16 protein-coding genes are annotated in these 16,937 nt (G+C 65.0%); 4 read left to right on the top strand and 12 right to left on the bottom strand.

Annotation, left to right across the window (positions count from 1 at the left end):
* Positions 1–152 precede the first annotated feature (152 nt).
* The gene (gene mltA / locus BLR25_RS00190) at positions 153–1,406 is read right to left on the bottom strand and encodes a murein transglycosylase A (RefSeq protein ID WP_091931541.1); all 1,254 of its coding nucleotides are present in this window, start codon (positions 1,404–1,406) and stop codon (positions 153–155) included.
* 48 nt (positions 1,407–1,454) lie between these two features.
* Here mltA and BLR25_RS00195 point away from each other — a divergent pair, with 48 nt between their 5' ends.
* Together BLR25_RS00195 and BLR25_RS00200 are read left to right on the top strand one after the other, a co-directional pair.
* Positions 1,455–2,363, top strand: a complete 909-nt coding sequence (locus BLR25_RS00195) for an ATP-binding protein (protein WP_091931544.1) — start codon at positions 1,455–1,457, stop codon at positions 2,361–2,363.
* On the top strand, positions 2,360–3,307 hold the full coding sequence (locus BLR25_RS00200) for a Nudix family hydrolase (RefSeq protein WP_091931549.1): 948 nt from the start codon (positions 2,360–2,362) through the stop codon (positions 3,305–3,307). Before BLR25_RS00195 ends, BLR25_RS00200 begins: the two co-directional genes overlap by 4 nt.
* A 7-nt stretch (positions 3,308–3,314) precedes the next feature.
* On the opposite strand, the gene BLR25_RS00205 is transcribed toward BLR25_RS00200, so the two are convergent.
* From BLR25_RS00205 to BLR25_RS00230, 6 genes are all read right to left on the bottom strand, one after another.
* On the bottom strand, positions 3,315–4,799 hold the full coding sequence (locus BLR25_RS00205) for a GGDEF domain-containing protein (protein WP_091931552.1): 1,485 nt from the start codon (positions 4,797–4,799) through the stop codon (positions 3,315–3,317).
* A gap of 100 nt (positions 4,800–4,899) precedes the next feature.
* Positions 4,900–5,091 carry a DNA gyrase inhibitor YacG gene (locus BLR25_RS00210; RefSeq protein ID WP_091931555.1) on the bottom strand — a complete coding sequence of 64 codons (192 nt, stop codon included), beginning with the start codon at positions 5,089–5,091 and terminating at the stop codon, positions 4,900–4,902.
* Entirely contained in the window at positions 5,091–5,852 is a 762-nt protein-coding gene (zapD, locus tag BLR25_RS00215) for a cell division protein ZapD (RefSeq protein ID WP_091931559.1), read from the bottom strand. Before zapD ends, BLR25_RS00210 begins: the two co-directional genes overlap by 1 nt.
* Before the next feature lie 60 nt (positions 5,853–5,912).
* Positions 5,913–6,536, bottom strand: a complete 624-nt coding sequence (gene coaE / locus BLR25_RS00220) for a dephospho-CoA kinase (RefSeq protein ID WP_425438671.1) — start codon at positions 6,534–6,536, stop codon at positions 5,913–5,915.
* Positions 6,533–7,207: an SPOR domain-containing protein gene (locus BLR25_RS00225; protein WP_091931567.1), complete on the bottom strand. Its 675-nt coding sequence runs from the start codon at positions 7,205–7,207 to the stop codon at positions 6,533–6,535. The genes coaE and BLR25_RS00225 overlap by 4 nt, the downstream gene beginning before the upstream one ends.
* A gap of 13 nt (positions 7,208–7,220) precedes the next feature.
* Positions 7,221–8,585 carry a TrpB-like pyridoxal phosphate-dependent enzyme gene (locus tag BLR25_RS00230; protein WP_091931570.1) on the bottom strand — a complete coding sequence of 455 codons (1,365 nt, stop codon included), beginning with the start codon at positions 8,583–8,585 and terminating at the stop codon, positions 7,221–7,223.
* 154 nt (positions 8,586–8,739) lie between these two features.
* Between BLR25_RS00230 and BLR25_RS00235 the strand changes: the two genes are divergently transcribed.
* Entirely contained in the window at positions 8,740–9,525 is a 786-nt protein-coding gene (locus tag BLR25_RS00235) for a FecR family protein (RefSeq protein WP_176785681.1), read from the top strand.
* A gap of 227 nt (positions 9,526–9,752) precedes the next feature.
* On the top strand, positions 9,753–12,140 hold the full coding sequence (locus BLR25_RS00240) for a penicillin-binding protein 1A (RefSeq protein WP_091931577.1): 2,388 nt from the start codon (positions 9,753–9,755) through the stop codon (positions 12,138–12,140).
* A 220-nt stretch (positions 12,141–12,360) separates the two neighbouring features.
* Here the strand turns inward: BLR25_RS00240 and BLR25_RS00245 are convergent, their stop codons facing one another.
* The 5 genes from BLR25_RS00245 to BLR25_RS00265 all read right to left on the bottom strand — a co-directional run bounded on the left by BLR25_RS00245 (position 12,361) and on the right by BLR25_RS00265 (position 16,923).
* A complete protein-coding gene (locus BLR25_RS00245; RefSeq protein WP_091931581.1) occupies positions 12,361–13,206 on the bottom strand; it encodes a fumarylacetoacetate hydrolase family protein in 846 nt (281 codons plus the stop codon).
* A 103-nt stretch (positions 13,207–13,309) separates the two neighbouring features.
* Positions 13,310–13,690, bottom strand: a complete 381-nt coding sequence (locus tag BLR25_RS00250; protein WP_218122581.1) for a GlpM family protein — start codon at positions 13,688–13,690, stop codon at positions 13,310–13,312.
* A complete protein-coding gene (locus tag BLR25_RS00255; protein WP_176785682.1) occupies positions 13,668–14,801 on the bottom strand; it encodes a response regulator in 1,134 nt (377 codons plus the stop codon). The genes BLR25_RS00250 and BLR25_RS00255 overlap by 23 nt, the downstream gene beginning before the upstream one ends.
* Before the next feature lie 404 nt (positions 14,802–15,205).
* Positions 15,206–15,871: an HD domain-containing protein gene (locus BLR25_RS00260; protein WP_091931589.1), complete on the bottom strand. Its 666-nt coding sequence runs from the start codon at positions 15,869–15,871 to the stop codon at positions 15,206–15,208.
* Positions 15,868–16,923 (bottom strand): histone deacetylase family protein, encoded by a 1,056-nt coding sequence (locus tag BLR25_RS00265; RefSeq protein WP_091931592.1) that lies wholly within the window; start codon positions 16,921–16,923, stop codon positions 15,868–15,870. The genes BLR25_RS00260 and BLR25_RS00265 overlap by 4 nt, the downstream gene beginning before the upstream one ends.
* Positions 16,924–16,937: the final 14 nt, after the last annotated feature.

Consider the following 16,937-nt stretch of genomic DNA (forward strand, 5'->3'; position numbering starts at 1 on the left):
CCCGTTAATCAGAGGGGCCAATCGATGCAAAATACGTTCCATGCACACAAAATACGTAAATTCATATACTTAAAAACAGGCGCACACCAATCAGGCACCACAAGCGTGCATCGACCACCGGCAATACACCAATTTGAACACCTGCCGGCGACCTACTCTCCTTTTGGTGCCACCCCCGGCGGAAGGATCACCCACATCTGTCCCGACTGTCGCATTCGCCCGGCCTGCGCCCCGGCGTCGGCACCGAATCCCCAGAAGAAATCGGCGCGCACGACGCCCCGGATCGCACCGCCGGTGTCCTGCGCCAACATCAGCTGCCGCAGGGGCTGTTCGCTGTTCGGGCGTGTCGTCGCCAGGAACACCGGCGCGCCGAGCGGCACATGGCGAGGATCGACGGCAATACTGCGCTCGGGCGTCAGCGGCACCCCCAGCGCCCCCTCGGGACCATCGCTGTCGCCGCCTTTGGCTTTCACTTCGCGGAAGAAGACGTAACTCGGATTGGTATTGAGCATTTCGTTCAAGCGCTCCGGATGCGCCCGCGCCCAGGCCTGTATCCCCTGCATCGACGCCTGCTCGGATTTCAGCTCGCCGCGATCGATCAATTCGCGTCCGAGCGAGCGGTAGGGGTGGCCGTTCTGATCGGCATAATTGACCCGCATGAGACTGCCGTCGGGCAGCTTGATCCGCCCGGACCCCTGAATCTGCAGGAAGAAGAGTTCGACCGCGTCGTCGACCCAGGCCAGCACACGATCGGCATAGGCCTGCTCGCGCCGGACGATGTCGGCACGCGAGAAATACGGCACGACCTTGTTGCCCTGCAAGCGCCCCCGCAGGCGCATGTTCTTGAGATCGGGCGCGACCTCGGTCAGGTCGATCGTCAGCAGATCGTCGGGCACGCCGAGCAGCGGCTCGGAGAAGCGATGGGTCCGGGTACGCGAGCCTTGCAGCAAGGGCTCGTAATAGCCGGTCATCAGGCCCTGTGTCGTCGCGTCGGGATTGGTCAGCTGGTACGGGCGCAGGCGCGCCTCGAAGAAACGATGCAGCGTTTCGTTGTCCGGCGCTGCGAGCGTCTTCGCCTCCTCGCAGGTCGCCCGCCACAGCGGCCATTGCGCCCGGCTCGCCAGGGCCTTGCAGGAATGCAGGAAGGCCGGCCAGGCGGCGAGCAGATTGTCGTCGCTCCATCCCGGCAGGTCGGACCAGCTCGCCGCCCGCATCGGCGGCGCCGCCGGCGCAGGCTCGGGCTTCACCGCCGGACAAGGCACTGGCGCCGCGCATACCGGGCAGGCAGGACTGGCTGGACAGGCCGCCGGCGCAGGCGTTCGGGTGAGCGAGGCGCAGGCCGTGAGCAGCGTCGCTGCCAGAACAATGACATAGAATCCGAGCGTCCGGTTTGGGTTTCCCGTCATGATTTGCTAGAGTGTCTGGTTTTCCAAGCCCAGAAGTATAGCGCCATCATGTCTACCGCTTCTCCCTCAGAACAAGCTCTGCTCCAGTTCCTGGCACGCGCCGAACTCTTGCTCCAACGCCTCGACCCGCTTCTCCCTCCGGCTTCCGCCGCCCCCGACTGGAACAGCGCCATTGCCTTCCGCTGGCGCAAACAGGCCAATGCCGGCTACCTCTATCCGGTGCGCAAAGCCTCCTCGATCCGCCTCAGCGACCTGCAGGACATCGACGAGCAGAAGGCGCGCATCGACACCAACACGCGCCAGTTCGTCGACGGACATCCGGCCAATAACGTGCTGCTCACCGGCGCGCGCGGTTCGGGCAAATCGTCGCTGATCAAGGCGCTGCTCAACGAATATGCCGCTAGCGGTCTCCGCGTCATCGAAGTGGAAAAAGCCGACCTCGTCGATCTGCCGATCATCGTCGAACTGCTCGAAGACCGTCCCGAGCGTTTCATCATCTTCTGTGACGATCTTTCCTTCGACGCCGGCGACGCCACCTACAAGGCGCTGAAAGTCGTGCTCGACGGCTCGCTCACCGCCGCACCGGACAATGTGCTGATCTACGCCACCTCGAACCGCCGCCACCTGATGCCGGAGTATTTCGAGGAGAACCTCGAAACACACCGCGTCGGCGACGAAATCCATCCGGGCGAAGCCATCGAGGAAAAAATCTCGTTGTCGGAACGTTTCGGTCTCTGGCTGTCGTTCTATCCGTTCGACCAGGACGCCTACATCGACATCGTCAACCACTGGCTGAAGCACTTCGGCTGCACCAAGAGCGAAATTGCGCGTGCCGAACGCGAGGCGCTCAACTGGGCGCTCATGCGCGGTTCACGCAGCGGCCGCGTCGCCTGGCAATTCGCCAAGGACTGGGCCGGCGCCAACAAGCCGGCAGCCAAGGCCAAGAAGCGCAAATGACCGGCATCACCGAAGTCGCCGCCGCCGTACTCCTGCGCGACGGCGACGCGGGGCGCGAATATCTGCTTGCCCAGCGCCCACCGGGCAAGGCCTATGCCGGCTACTGGGAGTTTCCCGGTGGCAAGGTCGAAGCCGGAGAAACCACGGCAGAGGCGCTGGTCCGCGAACTCGACGAAGAGCTCGGCATCCGCGTCCTGCAGGCGAATCCGTGGATCACGCGCGAATTCGTCTATCCGCACGCGCATGTGCGGCTCAAGTTTTTTCATGTCCATGCCTGGGAAGGCGAGCTTCACCCGCACGAACACACCGGCATGATCTGGACGCGTATCGGCGAGACGCCGACGGTATCACCCGTCCTTCCCGCCAACGGCCCGATCCTGCGGGCGCTCGAACTGCCGCGCGTCTGCGCGCTGACGAACGCCGGCGAGAACGGCATCGCAGCCGAACTCGCCCGTCTGGAAGAGGCGCTGCATCACGGCCTGCGGCTCATTCAACTGCGCGACAAAGGGCTCGCCGCGGAAGCCCGGCGTGATTTCTCCCACCGGGCGATGACGCTGGCACGGCAACATCCCGGCACGCTCGTGCTGGTCAACGACGACGACGCGCTGGCGCGCGAAATCGGCGCCGACGGACTGCACCTGACGGCGCAGCGTCTCATGCGAACCGGCACTCGCCCCGACGCCGACCGGGTCGCCGCGTCCTGTCACAACGCCGAAGAACTCGCGCAGGCCGCGGCGCTCGGACTCGATTTCGTGCTGCTCGGACCGGTGCTGCCGACGCGCACGCATCCGGACCATCCCGGTCTCGGCTGGGAAAATTTCGCGCGATTGAGCGAACGGCTGCCGCTGCCGGTGTTCGCACTCGGCGGCATGTCAGCGGAACTGCAGGACTACGCCCAGACTCAGGGCGCCCATGGCGTCGCGATGCTGCGCGATTGGCGCTAGCAATGCGCTAGGCCGATCTGACCGTATTCCGCCCCGCGTTCTTGGCCTGATACAGGGCATCGTCCGCCCGCTTGAGCAGGCGCTCGACGGTATCTTCATTGCCGGCCAGCACGGCCACACCAACGGACGCCGTGTAATGGACCAGGATGCCGCTGGACAGGAGAACACCATGCTGTTCGATCGTCACCCGCAAGCGCTCCGCAACCTCCAACGCTGAATCCAGGCCCGACTGCGCCAGCACGATCGCGAACTCCTCGCCGCCGAGCCGACCGACGACGTCGATGTTGCGCAGTGTCAGCCGGAACACTTCGCCCAACTGCCGCAGCACCTCGTCGCCGGCAGCATGCCCATGGCTGTCGTTGATGCGCTTGAAATGATCGATATCGACCATCAACACCGCCATCGAGGTCCCGTAACGCAGGGCGCGGGCAAGTTCCTTCTCGGCCAGTTCGGCGAAATGCCGGCGGTTGGCAAGATCGGTCAAAGCATCCGTGCGTGCCAGGCGAGCGAGTTCGAGCTGCAAGGTTTCGTTATGGAGCACCGTACGAAATGCATAGCGTCCGGCGGCACCGAGCCAGACCAAAGCCAGCGCGAGCGTGAAGAAAACGACCAGACAGAACGACCACCATGACGACAGCACTTGTTCGCGCAACTGGCTGGAGACGACGACCAGCGGGAAATCGCCGAGCCGTTCGAAGGCGACAAGCCGGAGCTGCTCATCGAAGACGCTCGTCGCTTCGTAGATGCCGCTCGACAGTTCGCGCGCCTGCTCGAACACCGACGCCTGCGGATAACGCCGCCCGACCTCGGTTTCCGGATAGCGCGCAAAAATGGCACCGTCATTTCTGAAAACGGTGATCTCCTCATTGCCGAGACCGCGTACCGACTGGAACATACGCTCGAAATGGCTGGATTCGATCGTCAGCAGAACGATGCCCAGAAAGGCACCGTCGGCACCCCGGATCGTCCGGCTGATCGTGACGCCCCGCCGTCCTTGCGTGCGGCTGACCAGTTGTTCGCCGAGCACCAGGTCCCGCCCACCGACATGCGCCTGAAAATAGTCGCGATCGCCGTAATTCACCCGCGGCGGCGGAAACGGCAGTGTCGCCCCGACCAGCAACTGGCCGTCCCGATCGATCAGCAGCATCGATTGCAGATCGGGATAGTCCTGCGTCCTCGCCTGCAGGAAACGTTTGCCCTCTTCGCTCTGGAAATAGGGAAAGCCCTTTTTCCGGACATTGTCGGCAACGCTGTCGAGCAACAACACGCTCGAATTGAGAACATACATCGTGTGAAAGCCGACGAGCCGCGCCACGTTGAGATTTTCACGCCCGGCTTCTTGCAGGATGTGCCGGCGATTCTCGAGAACGAGCGACACCGCAGCGATGACGAGCAGGACGGCCGCTGTCACCACCATCATGAGCAACGGAAAGCGCAGCAGCTGATGCCCGGAGTCCGAGCCGGGACGGGAATCGGGAGCGAGGCCGTTCATAGGAACATCATCCTAACCGAAGCCGGCGCCTATTCCAATGTGATGAACCGCAGTCGGTGCGCAGCGGGATCAATCCGCTCGCCGGTGAGGCAAAAGCGCCTCAGGAGGCCGGCTGATCAGGCGCCTCGCCGGGAATTTCGGTTTCCTGGGCCGGCACGCGATACGTCTCCGCCGCCCAGGCGCCCAGATCGATGAGCTTGCAGCGCTCGGAACAGAAAGGCCGATAAGGATTCTCGGGCGACCAAACGGCAACGCCTCCGCACTGCGGGCAGGTCACATGACGCGCGGCCATCAGAGTGCGCAGAAAACGATGTCGAACGGCACTTCGACGCTGCTGTCGCACGGACGCGGCCGATGCTCGCTGTCCGGCCGCATGAAGCGGATGTTCAGCGCATATTTGTTGGCGCTGATTTCCGGCACGAACGGCGACTGCGACGGCAGGATGACGCGCACCATCTGCGAGGCGATACCGGTCATGGTGCGCTGGAAGGCGCCCCCCGGCGCGACCAGATGCTCGACGCCGCCGCTGTTGCGCAACAGGCGCAGGACGATCGAGAGTCCATGATCGAGCGGCGTGAACGGTTTCAACCAGCCAGCCAGCGCTGCCTTGCGCACTTCCGACGACTGGTGCTGCCAGAAGTGGTAGGACGGCACATCGAATTCGCACACCCCGCCGGGAATCGACGCCCGGCTCTTGATCCCCATCAGCCAGTCGTTGTCGCGCAACGATTGGCCGATCTTGCCGGCCATCGCCAACAAGGACGCAGACGCCTGCTCCAACTCGTACAGCGCGCCCGACAAGGCCTCTTCGGAAATCGCCGGGTTGTTGCGGAAGCCAAGCAGCGTCTGGCGCTGGCGCTCAAGTTCCTGGATCAGATCCATCTTGAGATCGGCACGTCCGGCCACCTCAAGGATCTCGAACAAGGTCAGCAGCGCGACATGATGCTCCTGCGCGCCCGCCTGCTGGACGAAATAGTCGGCCTTGTCGAACAGGTCCTCCAGGCGCAACAGGGTGCGAATGCGCTCATTGAAGGGATATTCGTAGATGATCACGTGGCCGCCGGGGTGGGTCTGAGAGAAGTACGCGAATTCTGCGGCATCTGGGCCAAAATCTCAACCGTTGCGGCGATTTTCGCTGCCCGCCAGCTGCAAATAACGTCGATGCAGCGTCTCAACCTGCGGCACCAGCGATTCGCGCGCGCCATCGTTGGTCACGACATCATCGGCAAGGGCCAGTCGATCCGCACGCGAGACCTGCGTCGCCATGATCGCGCGAACGCTGTCGACCGACAGCCCGTTGCGCGCCATGACGCGCGCCAATTGCGTGGATTCCGGGCAATCGACGACGAGAATCCGTGCGACACGGTCGCGATAGCTGCCCGTCTCGGCCAGCAGCGGCACCGCCAGGAGCACATACGGCGACACCGCCTCGCCACAACGGCGATCGGCTTCCCGGCGGATGCGCGGATGCAGGATCGCCTCGAGACGCTGACGCACCGTCGTATCGGCAAACGCCCGTTGCCGCATCGCCGCACGATCCATGCTGCCATCCGGCGCGATGACACCGGCACCGAAGGCCGCTTCGATGTCGGGCATCGCCGCGCCGCCGACAGCGGTCAGTTCGCGAGCGATGACATCCGTATCGACAACGGCAATCCCGCGCGCGGCGAACAGATCGGCGACCGTACTCTTGCCGCTGCCGATCCCGCCGGTCAAGCCGACAACCCAGACGCTCACTGCGCCGCCGTCCGCCCCGGCCGGCATGCCGTCGGCGCCCCCGGAACGCCGCTCTCGGCAAGAAGCGGGCGCACCGCGGCCAACAAGGCCTCGCTGCCGCGCACTTCGAGGGCGGCGCTGACACTACGCTCGCGCTCGCCGACCTTCGCCGACCGGACGCCCTTCGTGCGCAGTTCTTCCAACCGGCTCTCGGCCGCTTCCCGGCTCGAGAACACCCCCAGCGAAATGGCAAAACGGGCCGCCGCAGGTTCCTGGACGATGGCAAAGTCCTGGATCTTGAAGCGCTTGAGTTCGCTGGCCTTGCGTTCGGCGTCGGCCTTGTTCGGCAACGGCGGAATGAAAACCCAGAAGCCACCGCTCGACGCCGTCTCGCTCCGCTCGACCCTGAGCGCCGACGCTTTCTCGTGGATCAGCGCCTCGACGCGCGCCAGCTCGGCTGCCGAGAGATCCCCCAGCAACAGGCACGACTCCGGCTCGCGCTTCTCGGCTTTCACCGCCTTCACCGACGCGTCGGCCGGCGGCTCGTCGCGGCTGACCACCGTCACTCGCTCGGCCAGCAACTGCTGGCTCAGCCGCAAGGCATCGGGATTGTCGCCGGTCCCAAGCAGTCCCTGCGTCCAGGCGAAGAACATCAGATTGGCAAGGATCAGCAGGAAGACGGCCGCACGCATCGGAAACGCCCTCTCAACCGACGTGCGGCAGGTGCGTCAAGGATTCCTTGATCGCCGCCTCGGGATACTCGAAGTCCTCGAGTTCGCCAGCAAAGTAGCGGTCGTAGGAGCCCATGTCAAAGTAACCATGGCCGGTGACGTTGATGAGGATCGTGCGCGCCTCGCCGGTCGCCTTGCAACGCAAGGCTTCGTCGATGCCGCCGCGGATGGCGTGGCAGGATTCCGGCGCCGGGATGAGGCCCTCGGCGTGGGCGAACATGACACCGGCTTCAAAGGTCGCCAGCTGCGGCACGGCAATGGCTTCGATCAAGCCCTCGTGGTAAAGCTGGGAGACGAGCGGCGAGGCGCCGTGATAACGCAGGCCGCCGGCATGGATGCCCGGCGGCATGAAATCGTGGCCGAGCGTGAACATCTTCATCAGCGGCGTAAAGCCGGAAGAATCGCCGAAGTCATAGGCATATTGACCCTTGGTCAGCGACGGGCACGACGCCGGTTCGACGGCGACGAGCTGCACGAGCTTGCCGTTGCGCCCGCCCGCCGCGTTATCAGCGACAAAGGGGAAGGCGATGCCGGCGAACGAAGATCCGCCGCCGCAGGGCGCGAAGATGACATCCGGCCAGTCGCCGGCCATCTCGAACTGCTTCTTGGCCTCCAGCCCGATGACCGTCTGGTGCAGGGCGACGTGGTTGAGCACGGAGCCGAGCGCGTAATTGGTATCGGCGCGCGACGCCGCCTCTTCGACCGCTTCCGAAATCGCCAGGCCGAGCGAGCCCTGGTTGTTGGCATCGGCGGCCAGCGCGGCACGGCCGGTCTGCGTCATTTCGGAAGGGCTGGCGAAGACTTCGGCGCCCCAGGTCTGCATCATCGAACGACGATACGGCTTCTGGTTGTAGCTGACCTTGACCATATAGACGCGGACATCGATTCCGAACATCTGGCCCGCCAGCGCCATCGAACAGCCCCATTGGCCGGCGCCGGTCTCGGTGGTGATGCGCTTGATGCCGGCCTGTTTGTTGTAATAGGCCTGGGCGATGGCGGTATTGGGCTTGTGCGAGCCGGCCGGCGAAACGCTCTCGTTCTTGTAATAGATGCGTGCCGGCGTTCCCAGCATTTCCTCGAGCCGCGCCGCGCGGATCAAGGGCGACGGACGCCACAAGCGATAAATTTCGCGCACCGGTTGCGGAATCGGAATCCAGCGCTCCGCCGACATTTCCTGCTCGAGGATGGCCATCGGGAAGATGGCGCTCATCTGCTCCGGCGTTGCCGGCTTGCCATCGGGCCCGAGCGGTGGCATCGGCGCGTTGGGCATATCGGCAACGACGTTGTACCAATGCGTCGGAATTTCGGATTGGGGCAGAACGAAACGCAAGGACTCCATGAACACTCCCGGATGCTGTCGAAGAAGCTGAAAAGCGCAAGTATAGCCGGCGGCGGCGCGTCCTGCAGCCGGACACCGTGGAATGCCCGCCACGGCCCGTATTATTTTCCGCGCCCGGTGCTTCCTGGGCTATCCTGAGTGCATGACGATTTCCGTGCCCACGACCATGCCGACCCGTCGCAACGCCTGCCGTCCCGCTGGCATCCCGCACATTCTCAAGGCATTCCTGCTCGTCCTGCTGCTGACGGCGACAGCGGCATTCGCCGACAGTGCCGGCCGGATCGTCACCAGCAACGCGCCGGCCAGCATCGTTACCGCCGGCGCGAGCCGCAGCGCACGGCCCGGCATGACGGTCGAAGCGGGCGACCAGCTGGTCACCGGCACCCAGGGGCGGATCACCGTCCGCTTCAGCGACGAGTCGGTCGTCCAGCTCAGTGCCGATTCCGAATTCCGCATCGACCAGTACGCCTTCACCGGCGGACGCAGCGACGACGACAAGGGCTTCTTCAGCCTCGTCAAAGGCGGCTTCCGCACCGTCACCGGCCTGCTCGGCAAGATCAACCGCGGCACCTACCGGGTGACGACGCAAGCCGCGACCATCGGCATCCGCGGCACCGAGTACAGCGCGCGGCTCGACAACGGCCTGCACGTCCAGGTCGACCACGGCGAGATCTCGCTGACCAACCGCGCCGGCGCCTTCTCCGTCGGTGAAGGCCAGCGCGCCTACATCGCCAATCGCCAGTCGGCGCCCAAATACCTGAACTTCGGCGGCGGCAGCGCCCAACCCGGCGGGGGGGGGCGCATCGGCGGCAGCGGCAGTGGCGGCACGTCGATCCAGGGCAACACGACGATCAACGCCGCGGCCAAGGACATGAGCGCCACGGCCGTCGGCCAGGACAATACCGCGACGAACGCCGTCGGCAGCATCGGCGGCAAATAGGCGCCTATTTCGGCGGGGATCGTGGGCCGCGCCGGCGGCCCTCCGGGTTGCCGATACGGTCGGTGTCTGCGGCATTGCTCCGCTTGCGCATGGAACACCCATGCGCTGCGCCTTGCAGCCGACGCACACCAACCCGCTGACCCGCTTCAATTACACAATCAAAACAGTGGCTTCCAGCCTACCCTGATAGCATTGCACATCCTTTTCGAGTCCCCTCGTATCGAACCATGATTTTTCCAACGGCCTGGGCCGACGCGATTCGTCCGGCATGGCAACGCTTGCGCGCCCTGGCGACGCCGATCCTGCTGAGCGCGTACGCGCGGCTGCGCCACCCGACGCGACGCGGCATCGCCCTGACCCTCGCCGCCGGTCCGCTAGCGCTGCTGCTCTATGCCATCGTCCTGATTCCGTTCACGCCGAGCATCCGCGACATCCGCAATGCGACGAGCGAGCACCCGGCCCAGATCCTGTCGGCCGATGGCAAGAAGCTTGCCGAACTGCGGCTGGCCAACCGCCAATGGGTCCGGCTCGCCGACATCTCGCCGCACGTCATCGATGCCCTGCTCGCCACCGAGGACCACCGCTTCTACGAGCACCACGGACTCGATTTCTTTCGCACCGGCGCCGCCCTCGTCCGCACGCTCGGCGGCGATCGCCAGGGCGGCTCGACGCTGACGCAGCAACTGGCGCGCAACCTTTATCCCGACGACATCGGCCGCGCAGCGACGCTGACGCGCAAGCTCAAGGAAGCGATCACCGCGCTCAAGATCGAAGCCGTCCATGACAAGGACGACATTCTCGAAACCTATCTCAACACGGTGCCCTTCCTCTACAACGCCTTTGGCATAGAGATGGCGGCACGCACCTACTTCGACACCTCCGCCAAACGTCTCGACCTGGTACAGAGCGCAACGCTGGTCGGCATGCTCAAGGGCAACAGCTACTACAACCCGGTGCTCAACCCCGAGCGTTCGCTGCAACGCCGCAACACCGTGCTGGCCCAGATGGTCCGCCGCGAAAAACTCAAGCCGGCGCGCTACGAGATCCTGAAAAAGGTGCCGCTCAACCTCGACTTCGAGCGCCAGTTCGAGAAGTCCGGCGCGGCGCCGCACATGACCCAGATCCTGCGCAAATGGCTGATCGCCTGGGCTGACCGCAACGACTACAACCTGTACAACGACGGCCTCGTCATCCGCACGACGCTCGATTCGCGCCTGCAGGCCTTCGCCAATCAGGCCGTCGCGCGCCAGGGCCTGACGCTGCAGGCAATCGCCGACGGCGCCTGGCCGCGCTCGGCCTGGCAGGCGAAGCATCCGACCGTGCAGGCTTTCATCCGCGAAACGGCCGAGTACCGGGCCGCCCGCGCCGCCGGCGCGACGCACGAACAGGCGATCCGGAAACTGGCGGCCAATCCCGCCTTCCTGCTCAACCTGCGGCAGCAGAAAACGCTGATCGAATCCGGCTTCCTCGCGCTCGACCCCAACACCGGCGCCGTGCGCGCCTGGGTCGGCGGCCGCGACTTCGAAAAGGATGCCTTCGACCACGTCCAGCAAGCGCGGCGCCAACCCGGGTCGACCTTCAAGCCTTTCGTCTACGGCGAAGCCTTCCGCCAGGGCATCCCACCCGACAGCACGCTCGTCGACCGCGCCGTCGAGATCCCGGTCGGCCGGCACGAAATCTGGCGCCCAAGCGATGGCAAGCCGCCGAGCGAACAGCCGATGACGCTGCGCGACGGACTCGCGCAATCGAAGAACACGATCACCGCCCAACTCATGCAGCAAGTCGGCCCGGCCAAGGTCATCCGCCTCGCCCGTGCGCTCGGCGTGCGCCAGAGCCCGCTCGAAGCCGTCCCGTCGTTGGCGCTCGGCACGAGTCCGGTGTCGCTCAAGGAAATGGTCGCGGCCTACGCCGCGATCGCCGGCGGCGGTCGCTATCGCGCCCCCTATCTGATCACGCGCATCGAGGACCGCAACGGACGCATGCTCGAGGAATTCGCGCCGGCCGCGCCGGAACGCGCGCTCGACGAGACGACCGACTACGCGCTGCTCGACGCGCTACGCGGCGTCATCGATCGTGGCACCGGCATCGCCATCCGCAATCGCTTCGGCATCCGCGCCGACGTCGCCGGCAAGACCGGCACGACGCAGGACAACGCCGACGGCTGGTTCATCCTGATGCACCCGCAACTCGTCGCCGGCGCCTGGGTCGGCTTCAACGATCCGCGCATTACGCTGCGCAGCGACTACTGGGGCCAAGGCGCGCACAGCGCTCTGCCGATCGTCGGCGAAGTCTTCAGCAGCGCGCTGCGCACCCGGCTGATCGACGAGCGCCAGCGCTTTACCGCGCCGGACGATCGCAGCCTCTGGCAGCGTCTCGTCATCCAGGTATCGCAGTGGGCTGAAAAGCTCGCGCCGACCTGGTTCGGGCCGCCGCCACCGCCGCCGCGCAAGACCTCCCCGCCGAAGCCATCGACCAGCGAACCGACCGAGGAGGCCGATCCGCTGCAGGAAGTCATCGACCGCATCATCGCCGAAGACACGCAGGAGGCATCCGCCAAGAGCGTTCCGCCGGCGCCACCGCCAACAACACCGGAACCGCCGGGCGCACAAGACTGAGGCCGGAAAAACCTCCGGCCGCGCCCGGCCCGGCACCGGCCTTAGAGCCTATTTCGGCAGGGCTCGCGGGCCGCGTTGTCGATAGGGGCGGATGGATGCAAGGCGCGAGGCGCAGCGCATGGTTGTTCCATGCGCAAGCGGAGCAACGCCGCAGACACCGCCCCTATCGGCAACCCGAAGGGCCGTCGGCGCGGCCCACGATCCCTACCGAAACAGGCTCTTAGCCGGCCACCACCACCTGCCGCTGCTGCCCGAGCCCGGCCACGCCGAGTTCGACGACGTCGCCGACCTTGAGGAATTGCGGCGGCTTGCAGCCCAGGCCGACGCCCGGCGGCGTACCGGTGATGATGAGATCGCCGGGTTCCAGCGTCATCACGCGGCTGCAGTAGGCGACCAGTTCATCGCACTTGAAAATCATCTTCGCGGTATTGCCGGTCTGCCGCCGCACGCCATTGACATTGAGCCACATGTCGAGACATTGCGGGTCGGCAATCTCGTCGCGCGTCACCAGCCACGGGCCGACCGGGCCGAAGGTATCGAAACCCTTGCCCTTGCTCCACTGGCCGCCGCTGCGATCGATCTGGAAACCGCGTTCGGAGATGTCGTTGGCGAGCACGTAACCGGCCACATAATCGAGCGCCGTCTCGCGCGACACCTGGCGCGCCCGACGTCCAATGACGATACCGAGTTCGACTTCCCAGTCGAGCTTGGTCGCTTCGGCTGGCATGATCGTGTCATCGTTCGGGCCGCACAGGCAGCTCAGCCACTTGGTAAACATCGTCGGCTCGACCGGCAGGGGCATGCCCGACTCGGCGGCGTGATCGCTGTAATTGAGGCCGATCGCGACGTACTTGCCGATACCGCTCCAGGGCACGCCCAAGCGCGGATTCCCGGCGACCTTGGGCAGGCGCTCGGGATCGATGGCGCGCAGCACGTCGAGCGCCGCCGGCGCCAGCACCCGCGGCGTCAGATCGTCAAGCAGCCCGGAGAGATCGCGAATCGTCCCGGCAGCATCGAGCAGCCCCGGCTTTTCCTGGCCCGGCGGGCCATAACGCAAGAGTTTCACGGCAGTTCCCTTTCAGAGTGGACAGGGCGATGAACAGCGCGTCATCGCATCGGCATCATTATAGGAGCATATTCCGCCGACGGTGCCGGCGCGTCGGACCCGGTCACGCGCCGGCCGGATGCAGCCGCGTCCAGGCGATCAGCACGACAGCGGCGCAGGCCATCCAGGCGGCTGTCGCCCAGGCCAGCGTGCTGACCAGCGCCAGGCGCACGCTGAGCCAATAGACGACGACAAGATACACCGCGTAAGGAATCAGCGACCACAGCCCGAACAGCGCCGTCGTGCGCAGGTCGGCCGCCGAACGCTCGACGCCGACGATGTAGTGGGCAATCAGGGCGAAGGTCGGGAACAAGGGCACCAGACCGGCGACAAAAAAACTCTTCGACTTCGACAGGAGCGCGATCACCAGCACAGCGGCGGCGCCGAGCAGACATTTCAGGAAGAGGGCCAACACGCGAACCTCAATGCCCTTTCCCGAGGGCATGGTTCAAACGCCCGCGCAAAGCCGCCAGGGTCTTCTCGATCTCCCCGCCGAAATCGTAGAGCTCGACCAGACGATCGGTTTTCGTCTCGATGATCGCCTGAATGGCATCCTCCTGCGCCTCGCTCATGCCAAGACTCGCAAAGACGCCGCGCAATTCGTCCTGCAACTGGTAGATGGTCGTCGCCCCGAGCTCATGCGCCAGCCGATATTTTTCGCCCGAATCGTGCATGACCCGCGCCAGTCCCTGCAAGACCTCGCCGATATCCGCCTTGGCCGCATCGCGCTCCGAACGCATCTGCAGCGCCTGCAAGCGCGCCTCCAGCGTCTCGACGGCAATCGCCAGGTGGTCGCGCAGACGGCCGCACAAGTCCGGATCCTCGATCGGCATATTGCTGACCAGTACCGTCGCATGCTCGAAATTGAACGCTGCGCGGTTCTTGAACGTGGCGATGCTGCCGAGCGTGCGCACATGGGCGATGATCGACGCTTCGAGCGGCGTCACCTGCCCCTGATGATCGACGGTCATTTCCTCGCCGGCCAACCGGAACTGCACAGCGCCCTTCAACCCGAAGCTGCTTAACAGATCGAGGACCGCGGCGGCCACCGCGTCGAGTTGTTCGCACACATTGAGCGCCCGCAGGAACTTGACGAGCACGGCATATTCATCGAGGTTAGACATCACCAGCGAGGTGAGCATCTCGGATTCGTCGAGCTGGCCGCGCAAGCGGGATTTTTCCTCGCTGACCCGCTGCACGATTTCGATCTTCTTCTTGACCTCGGGGAAGCTGAAGGGCTTGGCGATGAAATCGGCCCCACCGGCATCGTAGCCGGCCAGACGCGATTCCAGATCGTCGAGCGCCGAAACGAAAATGACGGGCACATGCTGCGTCGTCGCGTTGGCCTTGATGTGGCGGCACAGCGTAAAGCCGTCCATTTCCGGCATATCGACGTCAAGGAGCAACAAATCCGGCAGCTTTTGCCGCATCCGGTCCAGACAAGCGCTGCCCGACGCGAAAGACTCGACGTCGTAAATTTTCTCGAGCGCCGACTCGAGAATGCGTCGATTGACACTGGCATCATCGACGACAAACACCTTGTATCCGCTATCCATAACCTCCCCTGGAACGCCCCGACACCCGACCGCCAGGCCGGGAAAACTACGATGCGCCGAGCAGGATACACCGGCGCGCGCCTTCCTGCACCTGCCCGGATGCAGCGGCCACACGCACCGCGTGCCAGCGCTGTCTGAACACGCCATCGCCGACCCGCGAACACAGCTGACCGGCATTCGCAATACGCCTCGAAGCGCCCGCCGCTGCTAACGCGTCAGCATACGCCAGGCGATTACATAGCGTTACGAAACGAGAATAATTCCCACACAGACGCAAGCAACGAGGCTCGGTAGACTCGTTTCCATTGCTTCAGCATCCCCTGCTGACAATGTTTGACCCTCCCTGACTCATCGCAATGATGAGATTTATGTCCCGTGCCACACCGGCACGGGATTTTTTTTGCTCAGTCGCCGCGTTCGTCGGCCCCGAGTTCACCCGCCCATTCGCGCAGAAAGCGCGCGACGAAATCGGCCATGTAGGCATGCCGGGCAGCCGCCAGGCGTCGACCGCTGGCGGTATTCATCCGATCCTTGAGCAGGAACAGCTTTTCGTGGAAGTGGTTGAGGCTGGTGCCCTTCGCCGTTTTATATGCCTGCGCCGTCGCGTGCAGCACCGGCGGCATCGCCGGATCGTAGAGCGGCCGGCCAGCATGGCCACCGTAGGCGAAGCAGCGGGCGATGCCGATGGCGCCGAGCGCGTCGAGCCGATCGGCATCCTGAACGCAGGCGCCTTCGAGCGAACGCATCGGCGTCGCCACCCCGGCCCCCTTGAAAGAGATCGTCGCGACAATGTCGACGACCGGCGCAATCAGCGCTTCGGGCGCCCCCTCCTCGCGCAACAGGCGCTCGGCTTCGCGCGGGCCGACCGACTCGTCGCCGCCATGAAATTTCCAGTCGGCAATGTCGTGGACGAGCGCACCGAGTTCGGCGACCTCGACGTCGGCCCCCTCTTCGCGCGCCAGCCCCTGCGCCAGCTGCCAGACACGGCGGATGTGGTGCCAGTCGTGCCCGGATCCTTCTCCGGCAAAGCGGGTTTCGATGCGGGCAGCGACACGTTCAACCAGGCTCATGCGGGGCCTCCGGGGCAAGATTCTTCGAAGCCGTCGAGCACACCGGCGGCATTGACGCCAAGCGCGGCGACGGCGTAACCGCCTTCAAGAATGAAAGCGGTCGGTAAATTCTGGCGCCGCAGGCAGCGGCCCAGCTGCCGAAAATCGGCGGCCTGCAGCGCAAAGCGCGAGATCGGATCGCCAGCGTAGGTATCGAGTCCGAGCGAGACGACGAGCGCCTCCGGCCGGAACCCGGCGATGCGCGCCAGCGCCACATCCAGCGCCGAAAACCAGTCGGCGACGGAACTTCCGGCCGGCAGCGGCAAATTGAGATTGAAACCGGCGCCGGCGCCGCTGCCGGTCTCGTCGGCATGGCCGAGATAGAACGGATACTCGCTGCGCGGATCGCCGTGGATGGAGACAAAAAGCACGTCGGCTCGGTCGTAGAACAGACTCTGCGTGCCGTTGCCGTGGTGATAATCGACGTCGAGGATGGCGACGCGCCGGCAGCCGGCCTCGCGCAGGGCTTCGGCGGCGACTGCCGCATGGTTGAGAAAACAGTAGCCGCCCATGAAGTCTCGCCCGGCGTGGTGTCCCGGCGGACGCCCGGCGCTGAACACACCGACCTCGCCGGCGCCGAGACAAGCCACCGCGCTGACCGCCGCGTCGGCCGCCTGCTTGGCGGCAAGCCAGGTACCGGCGCTGATCGGTGTGCCGTTGTCGAAAGAATACAGGCCGAGCTGGGCAATGAAATTCCCGGGTTCGACGTCGCTGCGCAAGCTGCGTACCGGCCACACCGACGGAAACGGCTGCCGCCCGGCATTGTCGGCGTCGAGCGCCAGCCAGCGCGCCCAGGCGGTTTCGAGGAAGGCGAGGTATGGCGGTGTGTGCACGCGCGCCAGAAACGGCGAACTGTCGCGATCCGGCTCACGCAGCGCGTGGCCCCGCTGGCGCAGCGCCTCATGAACGATAGCGGCGCGTTCCGGCGTCTCGAAACAGGGAACGCGCTCGCCGCGAAAAATCTCGCAAGGCGGCGCGTGGCGCGCATGCAGCGGCGGAAAATAAACGATCATCGGCGTCGGCAAGT

Source organism: Propionivibrio dicarboxylicus, from assembly GCF_900099695.1.
Taxonomy (GTDB): Bacteria; Pseudomonadota; Gammaproteobacteria; order Burkholderiales; family Rhodocyclaceae; genus Propionivibrio; species Propionivibrio dicarboxylicus.

Coding starts and splice junctions, on each gene's coding strand:
- mltA (WP_091931541.1), bottom strand. CDS start 1,406: ATGACGGGAAACCCAAACCGGACGCTCGGATTCTATGTCATTGTTCTG.
- BLR25_RS00195 (WP_091931544.1), top strand. CDS start 1,455: ATGTCTACCGCTTCTCCCTCAGAACAAGCTCTGCTCCAGTTCCTGGCA.
- BLR25_RS00200 (WP_091931549.1), top strand. CDS start 2,360: ATGACCGGCATCACCGAAGTCGCCGCCGCCGTACTCCTGCGCGACGGC.
- BLR25_RS00205 (WP_091931552.1), bottom strand. CDS start 4,799: ATGAACGGCCTCGCTCCCGATTCCCGTCCCGGCTCGGACTCCGGGCAT.
- BLR25_RS00210 (WP_091931555.1), bottom strand. CDS start 5,091: ATGGCCGCGCGTCATGTGACCTGCCCGCAGTGCGGAGGCGTTGCCGTT.
- BLR25_RS00225 (WP_091931567.1), bottom strand. CDS start 7,207: ATGCGTGCGGCCGTCTTCCTGCTGATCCTTGCCAATCTGATGTTCTTC.
- BLR25_RS00230 (WP_091931570.1), bottom strand. CDS start 8,585: ATGGAGTCCTTGCGTTTCGTTCTGCCCCAATCCGAAATTCCGACGCAT.
- BLR25_RS00240 (WP_091931577.1), top strand. CDS start 9,753: ATGATTTTTCCAACGGCCTGGGCCGACGCGATTCGTCCGGCATGGCAA.
- BLR25_RS00250 (WP_218122581.1), bottom strand. CDS start 13,690: ATGCCCTCGGGAAAGGGCATTGAGGTTCGCGTGTTGGCCCTCTTCCTG.
- BLR25_RS00255 (WP_176785682.1), bottom strand. CDS start 14,801: ATGGATAGCGGATACAAGGTGTTTGTCGTCGATGATGCCAGTGTCAAT.
- BLR25_RS00260 (WP_091931589.1), bottom strand. CDS start 15,871: ATGAGCCTGGTTGAACGTGTCGCTGCCCGCATCGAAACCCGCTTTGCC.
- BLR25_RS00265 (WP_091931592.1), bottom strand. CDS start 16,923: ATGATCGTTTATTTTCCGCCGCTGCATGCGCGCCACGCGCCGCCTTGC.